The 16,366-nt window shown below is 44.5% G+C and carries 19 protein-coding genes; 15 read left to right on the top strand and 4 right to left on the bottom strand.

Translation table 11 applies throughout. The features are described 5' to 3' along the window. The first annotated feature begins 43 nt into the window (after positions 1-43). The 7 genes from A0256_05685 to A0256_05655 all read left to right on the top strand — a co-directional run bounded on the left by A0256_05685 (position 44) and on the right by A0256_05655 (position 5,034). The gene (locus A0256_05685) at positions 44-454 is read left to right on the top strand and encodes a crossover junction endodeoxyribonuclease RuvA (protein AMR30953.1); all 411 of its coding nucleotides are present in this window, start codon (positions 44-46) and stop codon (positions 452-454) included. A 306-nt stretch (positions 455-760) separates the two neighbouring features. Next, positions 761-1,399, top strand: a complete 639-nt coding sequence (locus A0256_05680; protein ID AMR30952.1) for a methyltransferase — start codon at positions 761-763, stop codon at positions 1,397-1,399. 2 nt (positions 1,400-1,401) lie between these two features. Further along, complete coding sequence (locus tag A0256_05675) at positions 1,402-1,950, top strand: hypothetical protein (GenBank protein ID AMR30951.1); 549 nt, start codon at positions 1,402-1,404, stop codon at positions 1,948-1,950. A 44-nt stretch (positions 1,951-1,994) separates the two neighbouring features. Next, on the top strand, positions 1,995-2,825 hold the full coding sequence (locus A0256_05670; GenBank protein ID AMR30950.1) for a hemagglutinin: 831 nt from the start codon (positions 1,995-1,997) through the stop codon (positions 2,823-2,825). Positions 2,826-2,887: 62 nt separating this feature from the next. Beyond that, positions 2,888-3,634 carry a hypothetical protein gene (locus A0256_05665; GenBank protein ID AMR30949.1) on the top strand — a complete coding sequence of 249 codons (747 nt, stop codon included), beginning with the start codon at positions 2,888-2,890 and terminating at the stop codon, positions 3,632-3,634. Then, positions 3,631-3,954: a hypothetical protein gene (locus A0256_05660; protein AMR30948.1), complete on the top strand. Its 324-nt coding sequence runs from the start codon at positions 3,631-3,633 to the stop codon at positions 3,952-3,954. Before A0256_05665 ends, A0256_05660 begins: the two co-directional genes overlap by 4 nt. 63 nt (positions 3,955-4,017) lie before the next feature. After that, positions 4,018-5,034, top strand: a complete 1,017-nt coding sequence (locus A0256_05655; GenBank protein AMR30947.1) for a hypothetical protein — start codon at positions 4,018-4,020, stop codon at positions 5,032-5,034. On the opposite strand, the gene A0256_05650 is transcribed toward A0256_05655, so the two are convergent. Beyond that, positions 5,017-5,262 carry a hypothetical protein gene (locus A0256_05650; protein AMR30946.1) on the bottom strand — a complete coding sequence of 82 codons (246 nt, stop codon included), beginning with the start codon at positions 5,260-5,262 and terminating at the stop codon, positions 5,017-5,019. The two genes, A0256_05655 and A0256_05650, sit on opposite strands and share 18 nt — an antisense overlap. Positions 5,263-5,429: 167 nt before the next feature. On the opposite strand from A0256_05650, the gene A0256_05645 reads away from it, so the two are divergent. The 5 genes from A0256_05645 to A0256_05625 all read left to right on the top strand — a co-directional run bounded on the left by A0256_05645 (position 5,430) and on the right by A0256_05625 (position 12,417). Then, positions 5,430-6,758 carry a signal recognition particle protein gene (locus A0256_05645; GenBank protein AMR30945.1) on the top strand — a complete coding sequence of 443 codons (1,329 nt, stop codon included), beginning with the start codon at positions 5,430-5,432 and terminating at the stop codon, positions 6,756-6,758. 101 nt (positions 6,759-6,859) lie between these two features. Then, positions 6,860-8,818 (top strand): hypothetical protein, encoded by a 1,959-nt coding sequence (locus A0256_05640; protein AMR30944.1) that lies wholly within the window; start codon positions 6,860-6,862, stop codon positions 8,816-8,818. Between the two features lie 195 nt (positions 8,819-9,013). Further along, positions 9,014-9,412 (top strand): glyoxalase, encoded by a 399-nt coding sequence (locus A0256_05635; protein AMR30943.1) that lies wholly within the window; start codon positions 9,014-9,016, stop codon positions 9,410-9,412. Positions 9,413-9,457: 45 nt separating this feature from the next. Then, positions 9,458-9,661: a hypothetical protein gene (locus A0256_05630; GenBank protein ID AMR30942.1), complete on the top strand. Its 204-nt coding sequence runs from the start codon at positions 9,458-9,460 to the stop codon at positions 9,659-9,661. Between the two features lie 11 nt (positions 9,662-9,672). After that, positions 9,673-12,417, top strand: a complete 2,745-nt coding sequence (locus tag A0256_05625; GenBank protein ID AMR30941.1) for a DNA ligase — start codon at positions 9,673-9,675, stop codon at positions 12,415-12,417. Between the two features lie 117 nt (positions 12,418-12,534). Here the strand turns inward: A0256_05625 and A0256_05620 are convergent, their stop codons facing one another. Genes A0256_05620 through A0256_05610 form a run of 3 tightly spaced genes read right to left on the bottom strand, consistent with a single transcriptional unit; the run spans position 12,535 to position 14,866 of the window. After that, entirely contained in the window at positions 12,535-13,314 is a 780-nt protein-coding gene (locus tag A0256_05620; protein ID AMR30940.1) for a molybdopterin-binding oxidoreductase, read from the bottom strand. Beyond that, on the bottom strand, positions 13,304-14,029 hold the full coding sequence (locus A0256_05615) for a thiosulfate reductase (protein ID AMR30939.1): 726 nt from the start codon (positions 14,027-14,029) through the stop codon (positions 13,304-13,306). The genes A0256_05620 and A0256_05615 overlap by 11 nt, the downstream gene beginning before the upstream one ends. 27 nt (positions 14,030-14,056) lie before the next feature. After that, positions 14,057-14,866 (bottom strand): hypothetical protein, encoded by an 810-nt coding sequence (locus A0256_05610; GenBank protein AMR30938.1) that lies wholly within the window; start codon positions 14,864-14,866, stop codon positions 14,057-14,059. A 189-nt stretch (positions 14,867-15,055) separates the two neighbouring features. Here A0256_05610 and A0256_05605 point away from each other — a divergent pair, with 189 nt between their 5' ends. The 3 genes from A0256_05605 to A0256_05595 are packed head-to-tail and all read left to right on the top strand — an operon-like array spanning position 15,056 to position 16,192. Next, entirely contained in the window at positions 15,056-15,634 is a 579-nt protein-coding gene (locus A0256_05605) for an RNA polymerase subunit sigma-24 (GenBank protein AMR30937.1), read from the top strand. Between the two features lies 1 nt (position 15,635). Beyond that, complete coding sequence (locus A0256_05600; GenBank protein AMR30936.1) at positions 15,636-15,911, top strand: hypothetical protein; 276 nt, start codon at positions 15,636-15,638, stop codon at positions 15,909-15,911. A 56-nt stretch (positions 15,912-15,967) separates the two neighbouring features. Continuing rightward, positions 15,968-16,192: a hypothetical protein gene (locus A0256_05595; GenBank protein ID AMR30935.1), complete on the top strand. Its 225-nt coding sequence runs from the start codon at positions 15,968-15,970 to the stop codon at positions 16,190-16,192. Positions 16,193-16,366: the final 174 nt, after the last annotated feature.

Below are 16,366 nucleotides of genomic sequence, written 5' to 3'. Positions count from 1 at the left end.
ATATGCAAAAATCTCACATCTCCTATCTTCTATCTCAAATCTGATGCGGGTAATGGCTTTCGATTATGGCACCAAACGCATAGGTATTGCGGTTACCGACCCTATGCAGATCATCGCAACCGGCCTGGACACTATCCACCCGTTAAAAATAATTGATTATTTAAAGAAATACCTGCAAACCGAGCAAGTGGAGCGCTTTGTTTTAGGCGAGCCAAAGCAAATGGATAATACGCCATCCCAATCTGCCAGCCATGTAAAAGGCTTTGGTAACCTGCTCAAAAAAACTTTCCCGGAAATCCCGGTAGAAATGTTCGACGAGCGTTTCACCTCAAAAATGGCCTCGGCCACTATTGCCCAAAGCGGCATGGGTAAGAAAGCCCGGCAGAATAAAGAATTGGTGGATACCATTTCGGCAGTGATACTGCTGCAGAGCTGGATGAGTAAAAGTTTTTGAAGAAGGATTTAAAAATTAATTTTCATCGAGGAATGCTTTATCAGGAAAAGCAAGGTTCAGACAAAATCCTTGTTAAAGAATGTTAAACCGTCCCTTACCATCTTATTAAATAATTAACTTAGGTTCAAACTTAGAACCCAATGTTAAAACCTATTCTTACAGCGGCATTTATATTTTTAATTGCCGGCACCTTGTTTGCACAACAGCAATGGCCGATTATAGAATTTTTCGGGGAGTAATGTGGTCTTCTAGACTGGTGAGGTAACGGGTAAATTAGTGCAAAAATAAATTCCTTATTTTTGCGCCATGGAAATTCTCCCTCAAGACCTTCAGGACTATCTCGATGCCCACCTTGATCCGGAGACAACCGAGCTTCGGGCCATCAATCGCGAAACGTATGTTAAAGTACTTAAACCGCACATGCTTTCGGGGCATTACCAGGGGCGCTTGTTGAGTATGCTGAGCAAAATGATGCAGCCGAAACTCATTTTGGAGATTGGCACCTTTACCGGTTACTCGGCCATTTGCCTGGCTGAAGGATTGTTGGAAGGGGGGGTTTTACACACGATCGAAGTAAACCGGGAATTTGAAGAAATGCTCAATTCACACTTTGCCTCAACAAATGTGGATAAAAAAATAAAGCTTCATTTTGGCCCTGCAGAGGCTGTAATAGCAGATTTACAGATAGATAACTTTGATTTGGTTTTTATAGATGCCGATAAACGAAATAATTTTACTTATTTCGAGTTAGTAATTGATAAAGTAAGGCCCGGTGGGTTAATAATAATTGATAATGTTTTGTGGAAAGGGAAGGTGTATGGCAACGATAAGGACGCTGACACAACAAACATTCGCAAACTAAATGAGCTAATAACAGTTAATACGAAAGTGGAGAAACTTATTCTCCCCGTTCGTGATGGCTTATTGCTCATCAGAAAGAAATAATTATGAAGAAACTCTTTACTGCTACTCTACTGTTGGCAACCGCATTTATTGCAACATCAACAGCCGTATCGGCACAAACAACTTCACAATCTTACATAGAGAAGTTCAAAGATAATGCCATTCGTATTATGCACGAAACAGGCGTACCGGCAAGCATCATTTTAGGTGTGGCCATGCATGAATCTGCAAGCGGCAAAAGCAATATTGCTCAAAACCTCAACAATCAGTTTGGAGTAAAAGGTGGAGGCTCTGTAGTTTATTATAAACACAATAAGAAAGTGACAACTTCCTACAAACGTTATGATTCTGTTATGGATTCATTCCAGGATTTTGCCCGCATCATGACTGAGCGCAAGCAATTCAGCCATCTTGCAGATAAGCTTACCCAGTATGACTACGCCGGCTGGGCAAAAGGCATCCAGCGCAGCGGTTATTGCAGCAGCCGCGTTTGGGCATCTCAGGTAATGGGGATAATCAAAAAATATAACCTGAACGACCTTGATGAAAAACCTGCTGCTGATAAAACCGAACTGGCAGATAACCAAAAATAATTTCTAGTATTAACAGCCCGTTGGGGTTAAATGGTTATCCTGCAATGCGGAAAATATACCTGCTTCTTATACTTGCTATACTCTTCAATTCCTGCTCAGCTCACAAAAGCGCCATTAGCAGCGGTAAGGCCCGCAGAAATAATAATGCCATCAGGTCGCGCAACAAATTTGGCATCGCCAGCCATAAATCATCCACATCGCTAGAATACATTGACCGGTTTAAGGGCATAGCTATTCAGGAAATGAATGCCTACGGTATTCCTGCAAGTATCACGCTGGCGCAGGGTCTTTTTGAATCGGGAGCCGGCAACAGCGATCTGGCTGTTGCAGCAAATAACCATTTTGGAATTAAATGCGGTTCAACCTGGATGGGGGAGTCTTACTACAAAGACGATGACAATACCAACGATTGCTTCCGGGTGTATGAAAACCCGGAGGACTCTTACCGCGACCACTCTGAATTCTTAAAGAAAAAAAATTACGCCCGTTTATTTGAGCTGGATAAAGACGATTACAAAGGCTGGGCTTATGGCCTAAAAGCTGCCGGATACGCCACGAATCCAAAATATCCGCAGCTGCTGATCAATCTGATCATTAAATACAATCTGGACCAATATGACAGGCCCGAGGGCGAAGCGGCCAAGATTAAACGCGAGGACAGGGTGCTGGATGAGATCAATGATAAAATAGGCAAACCGGCTACAGACAGCATTGCAAAATCCTCTCCCGACGAAAAAATTTACACCGTAAAACAAGGTGATACACTATACAACATCTCCAAACGTTTTGGTATCACCGTTGACGAACTGAAGGCGCTGAATCGCATGGGCGACAATGGCATAAAAATTGGCCAGAAGCTTGTAGTAGTTAAATAGCATGTTAAATACTGTTAATTTAATGGCGCAGTACGTTTAAACGTGTAGTTTTAACCCCTCTAATGAAATTATGGTTCCCGCTTCTGTTCTGCATCCTTTGCACATCAGCCTTTGCTCAGCAAAAGGAGATTAAAGGAATTGTATTTGACAAAGAAAGCAACGCCCGGATTGCTAAAGTAAATGTGCGTAATATAGGAACTGGCCAGTCGGTTTACAATAACTTAAAAGGTGAGTTTAGTATTAATGCCACCTCCGGCGATCAGCTTGTTTTTAGCAAACCCGATCACCATACCGACACACTTGTTATTAAAAACTATTCGCCGCTAGCTGTTTACCTGCGGCCGTTGGCTATTCAATTACAGCAAGTAACCGTGAGGGATACCTTACTGAATCCGCAGCGCCGCTATTTGGCTACTAAAAGCGAATACAGCAAAATCTACGGACCTATAGGCAACCGCGATTTACTTAGCATTGGGCAGGGAATTGTTGGCTTTAGTATTGATGCCCTTTACAACATGTTTAGTAAAAGCGGCCGAAATGCGGAACACCTTAAAATTATCATCGACAGGGATTACAAGCAGTCGGTTGTTGATTACCGCTTTAACAAAACTTTTGTTGCTGGTATAACCTTTTTAAAGGAACCGCAGCTGAGCGATTTTATGTTTAAATACCGGCCCGGGTACTACCTGGTCACAACAACTAATGAGTACGATTTCATATCTTACATTCGCAGCAGCCTTAAGCGTTACAAACGCAACCCGAAAGCTTTTGAACTTTCGCCCCTGCCCAGTATCTTTATGAGCAAATGAGATATCCCGTAGTTATTGTCCGTTTTTTAAATGTAAGTGGCATGGCTTTGTGGCCGTTCATATTGGTAAGCGATAGCAAGGCTTTAAATGATGAGGTTGTACTTAATCATGAGCGCATCCACCTGAGGCAGCAGGCCGAGCTATTGGTAATACCTTTTTACGTGTTATACTTGCTCAATTACCTCTGTAACCTGGCAATTTACCGGCAGCACTACAAAGCGTATTTCAACATTGTATTTGAGCGTGAGGCGTATCAGAAAGAAACAGAGATGACCTATCTATCAAGCAGAAAATGGTACAGTTGGGCAAAGTTTTTTTAAATACGCATACAACATTTAAAAATAGAACGTTGAAATAACAGAATTTTGCTTTTTCTTTGCGATATGTTGAAAACCGGTAAGTATTTGTTTTTCCTGCTTTCGCTAGCTGCTGCCCTATCTGCCAAAGCCCAAAACACCGACACCCTTAAGCGTGATACAGTTAAAATAGATACAAATATGCTTAACAAGTATCGTATCTATCCAAAAAACAACTCGATACCTGTACCATCCAAGCAAGTGACTATACAGCAAGAGCTGATACCCGTAACCATGATGGATTACAAGGTGAGCTACTGGCGCAAGTACATTACATTCGGGTTGAATTTTAGCCAGTCGGCATTTAGTAACAACTATGCAGCCGGGGGTATAACCGCAGTAGCGTTGAGCTCAAACTTCATCTACAGGTTAGAGTATAATAAGGCACCCTTCAGTTACACATCAGAATTGAACCTGCTTTACGGTAAATCAAAAAACAAAGGCCAGGGTGCCCGCAAGAGTAACGACCGCATCTTTTACGATAACAAGGTTGCTTCCCAGCTATCTAAGAATTGGTTCTTTTTCGGTTCATTGAGTTTTGAATCGCAATTTGATAAAGGCTTTCAATACGATGCTACCAATTTAACCCCGCCACAGCTCATCTCTAATTTAATGTCGCCAGGTTATTTAACCGAGTCTATAGGTTTTGAGTATAAGCCAACCAAATATTTTGATCTGCGTTTAGGTACCGGTACCGCCCGCCAAACCTTTGTGCTGGATACCACCATTTATCGTAACATACCGGGCAATTACGGTGTAACGCCGGGAAAAACCATCCGTAATGATATCGCGTTCCAGATGGTGGCGATTTTTGATAAGGATATTGCAAAAAACATGCACCTGAATGCCCGTTATGATATGTTTGTACCCTATGGCCAGCCCATCGCTTTTACCCGCCATCGCCTGGATGCTATTTTAGCGGCACGTGTAAACCGGCTTATCAATGTTTCTGTCAACGGCACTTTGCTGTTTGACAAAAACACGTCTAACAGCGTACAGGGAACAGAGGGCTTATCGCTGGGCGTGTTATACAAGTTTCCGTAAATGTTGAGGGTTTAAACCCTGCGCTTTTGATGAGGAAAGTGTGGCTAACGCACCATCCTTCGCCAGGATAAAAATCTCCTCATTATTGAGCTTAATCCAGTAATGTCTCAGTCGCAAATTCAAACCCATAATACGGCTCAAGGTATACTTTAGGTTGAAAATATTTTCTACCGTGTGCACTTTAAGCAAGGCAAATACCCGGTTGCCGGTTGAATCCAAGCCGTTCATTTTTGGGTGTTTTGATCGTTATACTAAGCGAAAATGCACCTTAATCGAGACCTGACCAGTACTTCGTAAGAAACCCCTGCTGCATACCCGATTATAAATGCAATATTGTGATAGGTGCTTATGCTTCAAAATGATAACTTTGTGTCCTCAAAAATTAGGAATAGATAATGTTTGAAAATTTATCGGATAAACTCGACAGGGCGTTTAAAGTATTAAAAGGCCAGGGTTCAATTACTGAAATCAACGTGGCTGAAACCATGAAGGAGATCCGCAAGGCCCTTCTTGATGCCGACGTAAATTATAAAACAGCCAAAACCTTTACAGATGATGTGAGGACAAAGGCAATGGGCGAGAATGTATTGACCTCCATTTCGCCGGGGCAGCTGCTTACCAAGCTCATGAACGATGAGCTTACCGCTTTGATGGGTGGTACTACTGCAGATCTTGATCTGAAAGCGTCGCCAACCATTATTTTGATTGCAGGTTTAAATGGTGCGGGTAAAACCACCTTTACCGGTAAACTGGCAAACTACCTTAAAACGCAAAAGAACAAAAAACCCTTACTGGTTGCTGATGATATTTACCGCCCCGCGGCGATAGATCAGCTGGAGGTATTGGGCCAGCAGGTGGGCATCCCGGTGTATGCTAACCGCGATTCTAAAGACCCGGTTGCAATTGCATTGGAAGGTATTGCTTTTGCGAAGCAAAACGGGCATAACGTAGTCATTATCGATACCGCTGGCCGTTTAGCCATAGACGAGGCCATGATGGTGGAGATAGAAAAGGTAAAAGATGCTACTAAACCGCATGAGATCCTTTTTGTAGTGGATTCCATGACCGGGCAGGATGCTGTGAACACCGCTAAAGTTTTTAATGACCGCCTTGACTTTACCGGTGTGGTTTTAACCAAGCTGGATGGTGATACCCGCGGTGGTGCTGCGCTGTCCATTAAATCGGTTGTTAACAAGCCTATCAAATTCATCGGTACCGGCGAAAAAATGGAAGCGCTGGATGTTTTCCACCCGGATCGTATGGCATCCAGGATCCTGGGCATGGGTGACGTGGTTTCCCTGGTAGAACGTGCGCAACAGCAGTTCGATGAGAAAGAAGCTGCTGAGCTTCAAAAGAAGATCCGCAAGAATAAGTTCGACTTTAACGATTTTTACAGCCAGATCCAGCAGATCAAAAAAATGGGTAACATGAAAGATCTGATGGGCATGATACCGGGTGTTGGTAAAATGATGAAGGATGTGGAAGTGAGCGATGATGCCTTTAAGGGCATAGAAGCGATCATCCAGAGCATGACACCGAAGGAGAAGGAAAACCCCGACCTGATCAATCAAAGCCGCCGCATGCGCATCGCTAAAGGCTCGGGCAGTGATCTGGCAGAGGTAAACCGCTTAATGAAGCAGTTCGACGATATGAAAAAGGTGATGAAGCAAATGAGCAATCCGGCAGCCATGGCCAGCATGATGCGGAGAATGCCAAAGATGTAAGACGCTCCCCAACCCCCTCAAGGGGGAGCAGAATTGATACGGCCTCAGCAGAAATGCTGGGGCTTTTTTTATATTAGCATATACAAAACCCCTGCACCGCTATGCCACAGCTATTAAAAGGAATAAAAGCTGCTATTGCCGCCGCATTGCTATTCAGCGTTAATTATTCTTCCGCACAATCTACATATAACCCGTCAGACCTTTTTCCTGCTTTGCCGCTATTGCCGCCCGGCAACGAGTACCGGATGGCGAACGGCGAGCCCGGCCCAAACTATTGGCAAAACCGCGCCGACTACCAGCTGAACGTAACACTTAATGAGCAAACCAATACCATAACAGGTGTAGCTATCATAACCTATACCAATAACAGCCCCAAAGCTCTTTCGGCTTTATGGATGCAGCTGGAGCAAAATGTATTTAAAAAAGATTCGCGGGGCGTCCAGGCAAAGCTGTTTCTTTATAAAGATCCGGCTAAAAAGACGACAGATGGCGGCTATAAGGTGAAGTCGGTTAAGTTAACCGGTAGCGGTGCCGATTCGCTGCGTTATCATATTTATGATACCCGTATGCAGGTAGAGTTACCACAACCCCTAAAAACCGGCGAACTTATCACCTTTAGTATTGCCTACAGTTATCAGTTTCCGTTGAATTATAAAAATGCCGATTTCCTGGTGAACCGTACAGATTTGTTACCCACCAAAAACGGCGACATTTATGCCGTGGCACAATGGTATCCACGCATGTGTGTATTGGATGACGCAGAGGGCTGGAATACCCTGCCCTACCTCGGCAACGGGGAGTTTTACCTGGAGTACGGGAGTTTTAATGTTAACATTACGGTGCCTTCGGCTTACCTGGTAGAAGCATCCGGTGATCTGCAAAACCCGGAGGAAGTTTTAACGCCCGTGCAGTTACAGCGCTGGCGGTCGGTAAATGGCAGCGCTAAGCCGGTGCAGATCCGTACGGCTAAAGAAGTCACCCAGGCATCCTCCCGCCCCGCCGCTGCAACCTGTACCTGGAAATATAAAATGGATAACACCCGTGATTTTGCCTGGACGGCGTCTAGGTCATTTATATGGGAGGCGCAAAGTTTTTCGCTAGCCAATGGCAAGCAAGTTATAGCAAGCTCTTTATACCCGGAAGAATCTGCAAAGCAAAACAGCTGGAAACGCTCATCTGAATATATCAAATTTACCATACAGCATTTCTCCGAGAGATGGTTTACCTACCCCTACAACAAAGCCGTGAACGTAGCCTCCAATTTGGATGGGATGGAGTACCCGGGCATGGTGTTCTGCTCGGCGAAGGATACCGGTAATATGTACTGGGCGGTGGTGAATCATGAATTAGGGCACACCTGGTTCCCGATGGTAGTTGGCAGCAACGAACGGAAATATGCGTGGATGGATGAGGGCTTTAACCTGTTTATCGATAATATGGCTACAAAAGCATTTAATAAAGGTGAGTACATTGGCTACGCGGAAATCGATAGTCCGCGGCTTGCGCTCTTCTCTCCAAAATTGCTGCCTATAGTTAGCCGGCCCGATGCCATCCCCGGCAGCCAGGTTTACACGCTGCAATATCAAAAGGTAGCCTACCTGTTAACATTGTTGCGCACACAAATCCTTGGTCCCGACAGGTTCGACCGTTCTTTTCGGAAATACATCAGCGACTGGGCGTACAAGCACCCTACCCCATGGGATTTTTTCCGGAGTATGGATAGTTCGTCAGGAGAAGACCTGACCTGGTTTTGGAAGTCGATGTTTTTAGAGAACTACCGGCTGGACCAATCAGTAAAAATTATTGAGAACAAACCAAACGGCCCGGCAGAAATCACCATTGAAAACCTGGATAAGGCTGCAATGCCCCTGTTAGCTGAGCTTACGTATGCCGATGGGTCGATCGAAAAACGGGCATTCCCGGTGGAGATCTGGGAGTACGATCATCAATACACTTTTACCGCAGACAAACCCGGGCGGGTGATAAAAGTTATCATCGATGCAGGGGATATTTATCCGGATGTCAACAAGGGGAATAATGTTTATGAGGTGAAGAAGTGACAGAAATTCAAAATTAATCAGCGCTAAGTCACAATGGGCGTGATTACTATTGGCATCTTCAAACAAGCCCGGAAAAAAAATTGTGTTTAAATTACTGTGAGTCGCATCTGTACCATTAATTTGTCGCAATAACCCCTTATTAATCAAGTTATTGGCCGCACTTTTGAGGGTATATATTAACCAATAAAGCGGATCATGTTAAAAGACTCGAAGGCATTCGGCGGATTTTCGGTAAACGATATCGAGACAGCCAAAAAATTTTACAGCGAAACATTGGGCCTGCCGGTATCGCAGAACAATGAAATGGGCGGTATTCTTCATGTACAGATCAGCGGAAGTAATGACCTGATCATTTATCCGAAACCGAACCATCAACCTGCAACCTACACGGTTTTGAACTTCCCGGTGGAAAATATTGAAGAAACGGTGAAAGCGCTGAAAGATCAAGGCGTGAAATTTGAAAGCTACGACAGCGCTTATTTAAAAACGGATGAGAATAATATCGCCCGAGGTAACGGCGGACCTGATATCGCTTGGTTCACGGATCCGGCAGGGAATATTTTGTCAGTAATTGAGAATAACCCTCATAAATAGATTTTCCTACTAATTAAATTGCTTTCAAACCATATAAGGGTAAGCGTGTTAGTAAAACAAACAAACAGGCAAGCCATGGATAACAAGCAACAAACAGGTTCCCCAGATCGCGATTTGATCAACGTGAATGAGGATTACGAATTACAGTATTGGAGCGAAAAGTTTGGCATTTCCCGCGATGAATTGCGGGAAGCTGTTAAGGCAGTTGGTACATCTGCAAAAGCTGTTGAAGCTTATTTAAACAAATAATAAGCAACATCATGAGCCTGGAAAAATATGCAGAGAAGCGGGACTTTACTAAAACCGCAGAACCCAAGGGTGGTAAAAGTCCCGAGAAGGATAAATTGCGCTTCGTGATCCAAAAGCACGACGCAAGCCGTTTGCATTATGATTTCAGGCTGGAGATGGATGGCGTGCTTAAGAGCTGGGCGGTACCTAAGGGCCCATCCACCGACCCCAAAAACAAACGGCTGGCTATGATGGTGGAAGATCACCCGTATGACTATCGCTTGTTTGAAGGTATTATCCCTCAGGGCGAATATGGCGGCGGTACGGTGATTGTTTGGGATGAAGGCACCTACGAGCCTATTGAGGAAATTAAGGGCAAGAAAGCACAAGAAAAGCATCTGCTCAAGCAACTAAAAGATGGCTCCCTCAAAATAAAACTCCACGGGGAAAAATTAGAGGGCGAGTACGCGCTGGTAAAAACCCATGGCATGGGCGAGAATGGCTGGCTGCTGATCAAGCATAAAGACGATTTTGCGTCGGCTGCCGACATTACCAAAAAAGATAAATCGGTACTTACCGGTAAAACCATTGAAAAGATGGAAAAAACCAGTGAGAAGGTTTGGCAGCACGGCCACGAGGAAGATGTGGACGATACAAAGACTAATAGTAAAAAAAAAGCAGGTAAAATAAAACCTCAGGTTGAAGCAATAGAAGACGTAATTGAAGAAGCAAAACCCGCAGAGAAAGTTGATGTTGAAGCCGTATTAAAAAAGGCACCCAAAGGCGCTATCCCTACAGGAATGAAACCCATGCTGGCTACATTGGTTGATAAACCATTTGATGACCCCGACTGGCTCTACGAAATAAAATGGGATGGTTACCGTGCACTTGGCTTTATTAACAAAGGCGAAGTACAATTGCTCTCCCGTAATAATAAGTCGTTCAACGAAAAATATTACCCCATTACCCAGCTATTGGAAAGCTGGAAGATCAACGCTGTGATAGATGGTGAAATTTTGGTGCTGAACGACAAAGGCGTATCTAACTTTGGTGCACTGCAAAACTGGCGAAGTGAAGCAGACGGCGAATTGATGCTGTACGTATTCGATATATTGTGGTATGATGGTAAAAACCTGATGGACCTGCCTCTTACACAACGGCAGGCTATTCTGAAAGAAGTGCTACCAACTAACGATGACCGAATCCGAATGAGCCAGGTGTTTACGGCCAGCGGAATTGAGTTTTTTGAAGCTGCTGAAAAGATTGGTTTGGAAGGTATTATGGCAAAGAAAGCCGATAGTACTTATAGCGCCGATAATCGTTCCAAAGACTGGCTGAAGATCAAGATTAACAAACGCCAGGAAGTGGTGATTGGTGGTTTTACAAAAAATGAAGGCACAGCCAAGCAATTTAGCTCACTGCTGTTAGGCGTTTATGAAGGTGGCCGCTTTCAGTATGTAGGCAAGGTTGGCACCGGCTTTTCTGATAAGCTGCAAAAGGAAATGATGGCATCATTTAAGCCGTTAATTGTTGATAAAACGCCATTTGACACCGAGCCGGATGTAAACAAGCCATCGCGCTTCAGGCCTAATCCGCCAAAGGCGAAAGCTACCTGGTTAAAGCCGGAGCTGGTTTGCGAAGTAAGTTTTACGGAAGTAACCAGCGACGGTGTATTTCGCCACCCCTCTTTTCAGGGCATGCGGGATGACAAAAAAGCGAAAGATGTTGTTCGGGAAACGGAAGTGGATACCGATGAGTTAGTAGCAGATGAAGTGCCGGAAAAAGCAGCAAAGCCAAAAGAGCATAAACACCGCTTAGTTAAAGCGCCAAAAGAATCGGCAAAGCGTACGCTGCTTAATCCTAAGGAAGAAACGCAGGTTAAAAAGATCTGCGGGCACGATCTGAAATTTACTAACCTCAGCAAAGTATACTGGCCCGAGGATGGCATCACCAAGCGGGATATGTTCAATTACTATTACCAGGTAGCCGAGTATATTTTACCATATTTGAAAGACCGGCCGCAATCGCTCAACCGTTTCCCGGGGGGCATTCACGGGCCGAGTTTTTACCAGAAGGATGTAAAAGGCAAATCGCCGGATTGGGTGCGCACTTTCCCTTATACTACCAGCGATGGCGAAGAAAAGGACTACCTTGTGGGGCACGATGAAGCTACCCTGCTGTGGATGGCATCATTGGGATGTATTGAAATGAACCCCTGGTTTAGCCGTGTGCAGTCGCCCGATAATCCGGACTATTGCATCATCGACCTCGACCCGGATAAAAACACCTTCGACCAGGTGATCTCGGCCGCTTTAGAGGTAAAAAAAGTATTGGATGCCATCGATGTGCCTTGCTATTGCAAAACATCCGGATCCACCGGGATGCATATTTATATCCCGCTCGGTGCAAAATACGACTATGACCAGTCGCAAATGTTTGCCCGGTTAATCGTAAACATTGTTCACAAGGAAATTCCGGAGTATACTTCCCTGGAGAGGATGATTAAAAACCGGGACGGCAAAATGTACCTCGATTTTCTGCAAAACCGCCCGGGCGCAACCATTGCGGGCCCATATTCGCTACGGCCAAAGCCAGGCGCAACGGTATCTATGCCTTTGCATTGGGACGAAGTAAAGCCGGGCTTAACGATGAAAGATTTTACCATTCATAACGCTATAGCGCGGCTCAAAAAAGAAGGCGACTTGTTTAAAGGCGTACTGGATGAAGGAATAGACCTGGAGAAAACGATAACGAAAGCGAAAAGTATATTCAAGTAATAAAGCCGTGGGTAGTTTCTGTTGAACCATCATGCAGTTTGCGCAATTAATAATTCTTTCCATTAAACATAAGCTATGTGTTGACTAAGGGGATTTCGCAAGCGCCGATGTGTTTGTCTACAGTCCTGAATAATAATCATACCCTGCATGGGCCCAGTAATCGGGCGGTCGCTTATTGCTGAAAGTAATGCTGCCAATTCGTTTCAGGTTTTTGATACCATATTTTACCGGTATAATAAGGCGCAGCGGTGCGCCGTGGTTTACCGGTATTGGTTTGCCATTCATTTCATAGGCCAGTATGGTTTGCGGGTGCACCGCGCTTGGCATGTCCAACCCTACAAAATACTGTTTATCAGGTGTCATCATCCCTACGTAGCCTGCCGTGGTTTCGTTTGCCAGCCCAAAATGATCTATAAAATCGATAAATTTTAATCCGCCCCAGTGTTGGATCTGGTCCCAGCCTTCCACGCATTTAAAATCAAACACGATCTCAGTTTTTGGCAGTGCCCGGATCTGATCCATGGTAATGTTGAAAACTTCGCCGTTCTGTTTTTTTACAAAAAGGCTCCAGCCGGGCAGGTCAACCGGGGTTTTGAGTCCGATGTTGCTATTTTGGCGCACGTTTTTGGCGGCCATTTCCTTAGGATAAGTTTTAACAAGGTGGTTGCTGCTAAAAAAATTCCTGAAGAACAGCTCGGTTTTATTCAAGGCCCTGCGCAGTGGCGCATGCTCATTGGCGGTTATCCCCGCAACCTCTTTTGGTGAATGATACAATTTTTGCCAACCAGTGTAAGCCGCGGCGCTCATCACCCCGAATACGCCGAATGATATAAAGTTGCGCCTTTTGATCTGTTGATCAACGGTAAGCGCTTTTTTTGGCTTTTTGTTATTTTCCATCGGTATCTGGGGTTGAGGGCGTTATAGCTGTAGGTTCTTTTACAAAAGGCCCGGGCGCCGAAGACGTTTCCACAATTTCGAACCCCGAGACTACCGAACGAAAATTATTCCATCCGGCCAGTACTACTTGTAATACGTGGATCAAAAAGAAAAACACAAAGCCTAGCGTTAAAACAAAGTGCTCTATCCGTGCAGCATGGTAGCCTCCGCACAGCCAGGTAAGTTTGTTGAATTGTACGGGTTTATAAATGGCCAGTCCGGTGAACAGCGACCCGAACCCCATAATGATAATGGCCGTGTAGGCAATTCGCTGCGCTGCATTATATTTTTTTTGAGGCGGAGCCATTTTGCGGATGTGCAGATCATGCAATAGTACCAGCCATGCTTCTTTGAAAGATCTCTTCTGGGGTACTATTTCACGCCAGGCCCCGGAGATGATGGTATAGATAACATAGATAACGCCATTCAGTGCAAAGAACCACATAAACAGAAAATGGAACGCCATGCCTTCATGTAAACGGGCGGGTATATTGAGGGCTTTATTAAACCAATCCGGGAAGAATTTAAAAAAGGTATGGCCAAACAGTGTTAGCGTATACACATCGTTGCTCCAGTAGATCAGCATCCCGCTCCAGATCATAATGGTGAGGATAGGAAAATTGACCCAATGCGTCCAGCGCATCAGCAGGGAGTGTTTTTCTTTTATAGCTTTCATATGGTGGGAGGCTTTAATCTTCTGGGGTTAATTACTTGCACTAACCATTGCAGGAAAAGCGGTACGCGCGGCAGCTTTGATCTCGCCGGTCTGGGTGTTTTGTATAAAGCCAATTACCTCATAGTTACTTGCCGAAAATGAACCCGGCAAAGTGATCTTAGCCTCGCCGCTTTTATCTCCGTTTAGGTTAATGCTCTGCAGTTGGCTTACAATTTGTACATGTGATAGCGTCCTGCCGCCATTTTCACCGCTTTTTACCACCGTACTGGCATTCTTTTCTACCAGCGCAAGTACCAAAGCGTTGCCGGCAGTAATTCCTGCTGTTGAATATTTTACAGATGCCTGGCTGCCGGTTGCTTTTAAGCCTTCAAACGAAAGCTGTGATCTACTTTTTTTATTGATGCCGGTTGTTATAGCGTTTCGGAGGGTGCCCTCCTGCGAACCAACAAATGCTGTATGGCCGTTTACAATGATCTGCGGCGTATAAACCGAACCTAGCTTTAGCCAATTGGCGTAAATGCTTTGCCTGCGCGAATAATCGGCATTGCTAAAAACATCTTTCCAACCCAGGCGGTTCCAATAGTCAACATGATAGGCCAGGATGTAAACCGGCCTGCCAGTCGTTTCTTTGTCGATTTTAGCAACTACGGCATCTGCCGAAGGGCAACTGGAACAACCTTCGGAAGTGAACAGCTCCACTACAGCAAAGCCTTCATCCCCTGCCATCACTTTATGGCCCATTACGGCAGGAGTATGCTTTGGATTAATAAATGCGGCCGATGCAAGCCCAGCAGCAAGCAGGATAGCTGCATAGGTGAATAGTTTGATAGCTTTCATAACAATAATCTTTTCGTGCTTAGTAGGTGTTCGGCAGATTTCCTTACAAATAAAATTATATTTATCAACACAGGCTATAGCTTTACAACTGGCTATACATAGGGCGAGAATCCGGGTACAAATTTAATGTAAATCTCGTTGTAAGGTTTTGCATATCCTAACGACAAAGCACTTGTTTATAACTAAGAAATGATCACACCTCCCAACGATCATAAGCTGGAACCCAAAAAATGGGTAAAGGCTTATGCAGATTACCTTTATATGTACGCGGTAACCCGTGTTAGCAATGAAGAACAGGCGCGTGATCTGGTGCAGGAGACCTTTTTGGCGGGGCTGCAAAGCATGCGCAACTTCGCCGGTAAAAGCTCCGAGCGTACCTGGCTTACGGGCATATTGAAAAATAAGATCATTGATGTTTACCGTAAAAAGGCATCGGGATTAAAAACCCTGGAGCTGATAAACGCAGAAGGGGACATGGCGGATTTTTTTAGGGAGGATGACGGGCATTGGAAAAAAGAGCACAGCCCCAAACATTTTGGTATAGATAACTATGACCCGCTTGCAGGAAAGGAATTTAACACGATCCTGCAACGATGTATGGAAAAACTGCCGGCCTTATGGCGCACTGTTTTTATGATGAAGCACCTTGATGATGCGCCTACCGATATGGTTTGTTCCGAACTAAGGATAACCGCATCGAATTATTGGGTAATCATCCACCGGGCAAAATTAAATCTGAGGGCCTGCCTTCAAAAAAATTGGTTATGATATGGATGGATTAAAGAAAATAATTTACAACTGCCGCCAAGCCACTTTTTTAGTGGATAAAAAGCTGGCGGGAAAAATAAGTTTTAGAGAGCAGATAGAACTCCGGATCCACCTTACGGGCTGCGATGCCTGTAAGTTATATGTAAAGCAAAGTGAAAAGATCGGCTTGATGATTAGCAGGTTGCTTAACGGGGCGGCAAGTGCAGCAACAGGACTGGATGATGCCTTCAAAAACAAACTGCAGCTACAGATAGAAGATGAGTTAAACAAAAATTAAAAAAGGTGTAAGGTTTAGTGACCCGTATCGACCAAGCAGGAAATTAAATTAAGCACATGAAAACTTACAGCAAAACACTTTTATCATCTGTTTTATTGGCAGGAGCCATTTCACTTTGCAGCCTTAACGGAAACGCTGGCACGGCGGCGGTACTACAACAAAAAACGGCACCTGATACCGGAAAAATGCACAATGAAAAAATGAAAATGGAAAAGAAGAAAATGGCCAAAATGAAGAAAGGCAAAATGAAAATGGAAAAAGACACCATGAGTAAAATGTAATGACCAAAAGATAAGGCAATAAATAATTGGGAGGTTGTTTTTGTTTTAAAGGATGGGGGCGTAACAGCCCCCCTTTTTTTATAAAAACCGCATACTACAGGGAAGAAAGTTATATCATAGACGCCTTAGGGATGGCCCATGAAAAAGCCCGGCTAGCGTTGCTAACCGGGCTTC

Source organism: Mucilaginibacter sp. PAMC 26640 (genome assembly GCA_001596135.1).
Lineage (GTDB): Bacteria > Bacteroidota > Bacteroidia > Sphingobacteriales > Sphingobacteriaceae > Mucilaginibacter.
Note: the sequence above shows the minus strand (reverse complement) of the source record. Positions and strands in the feature narration are given on the sequence as shown.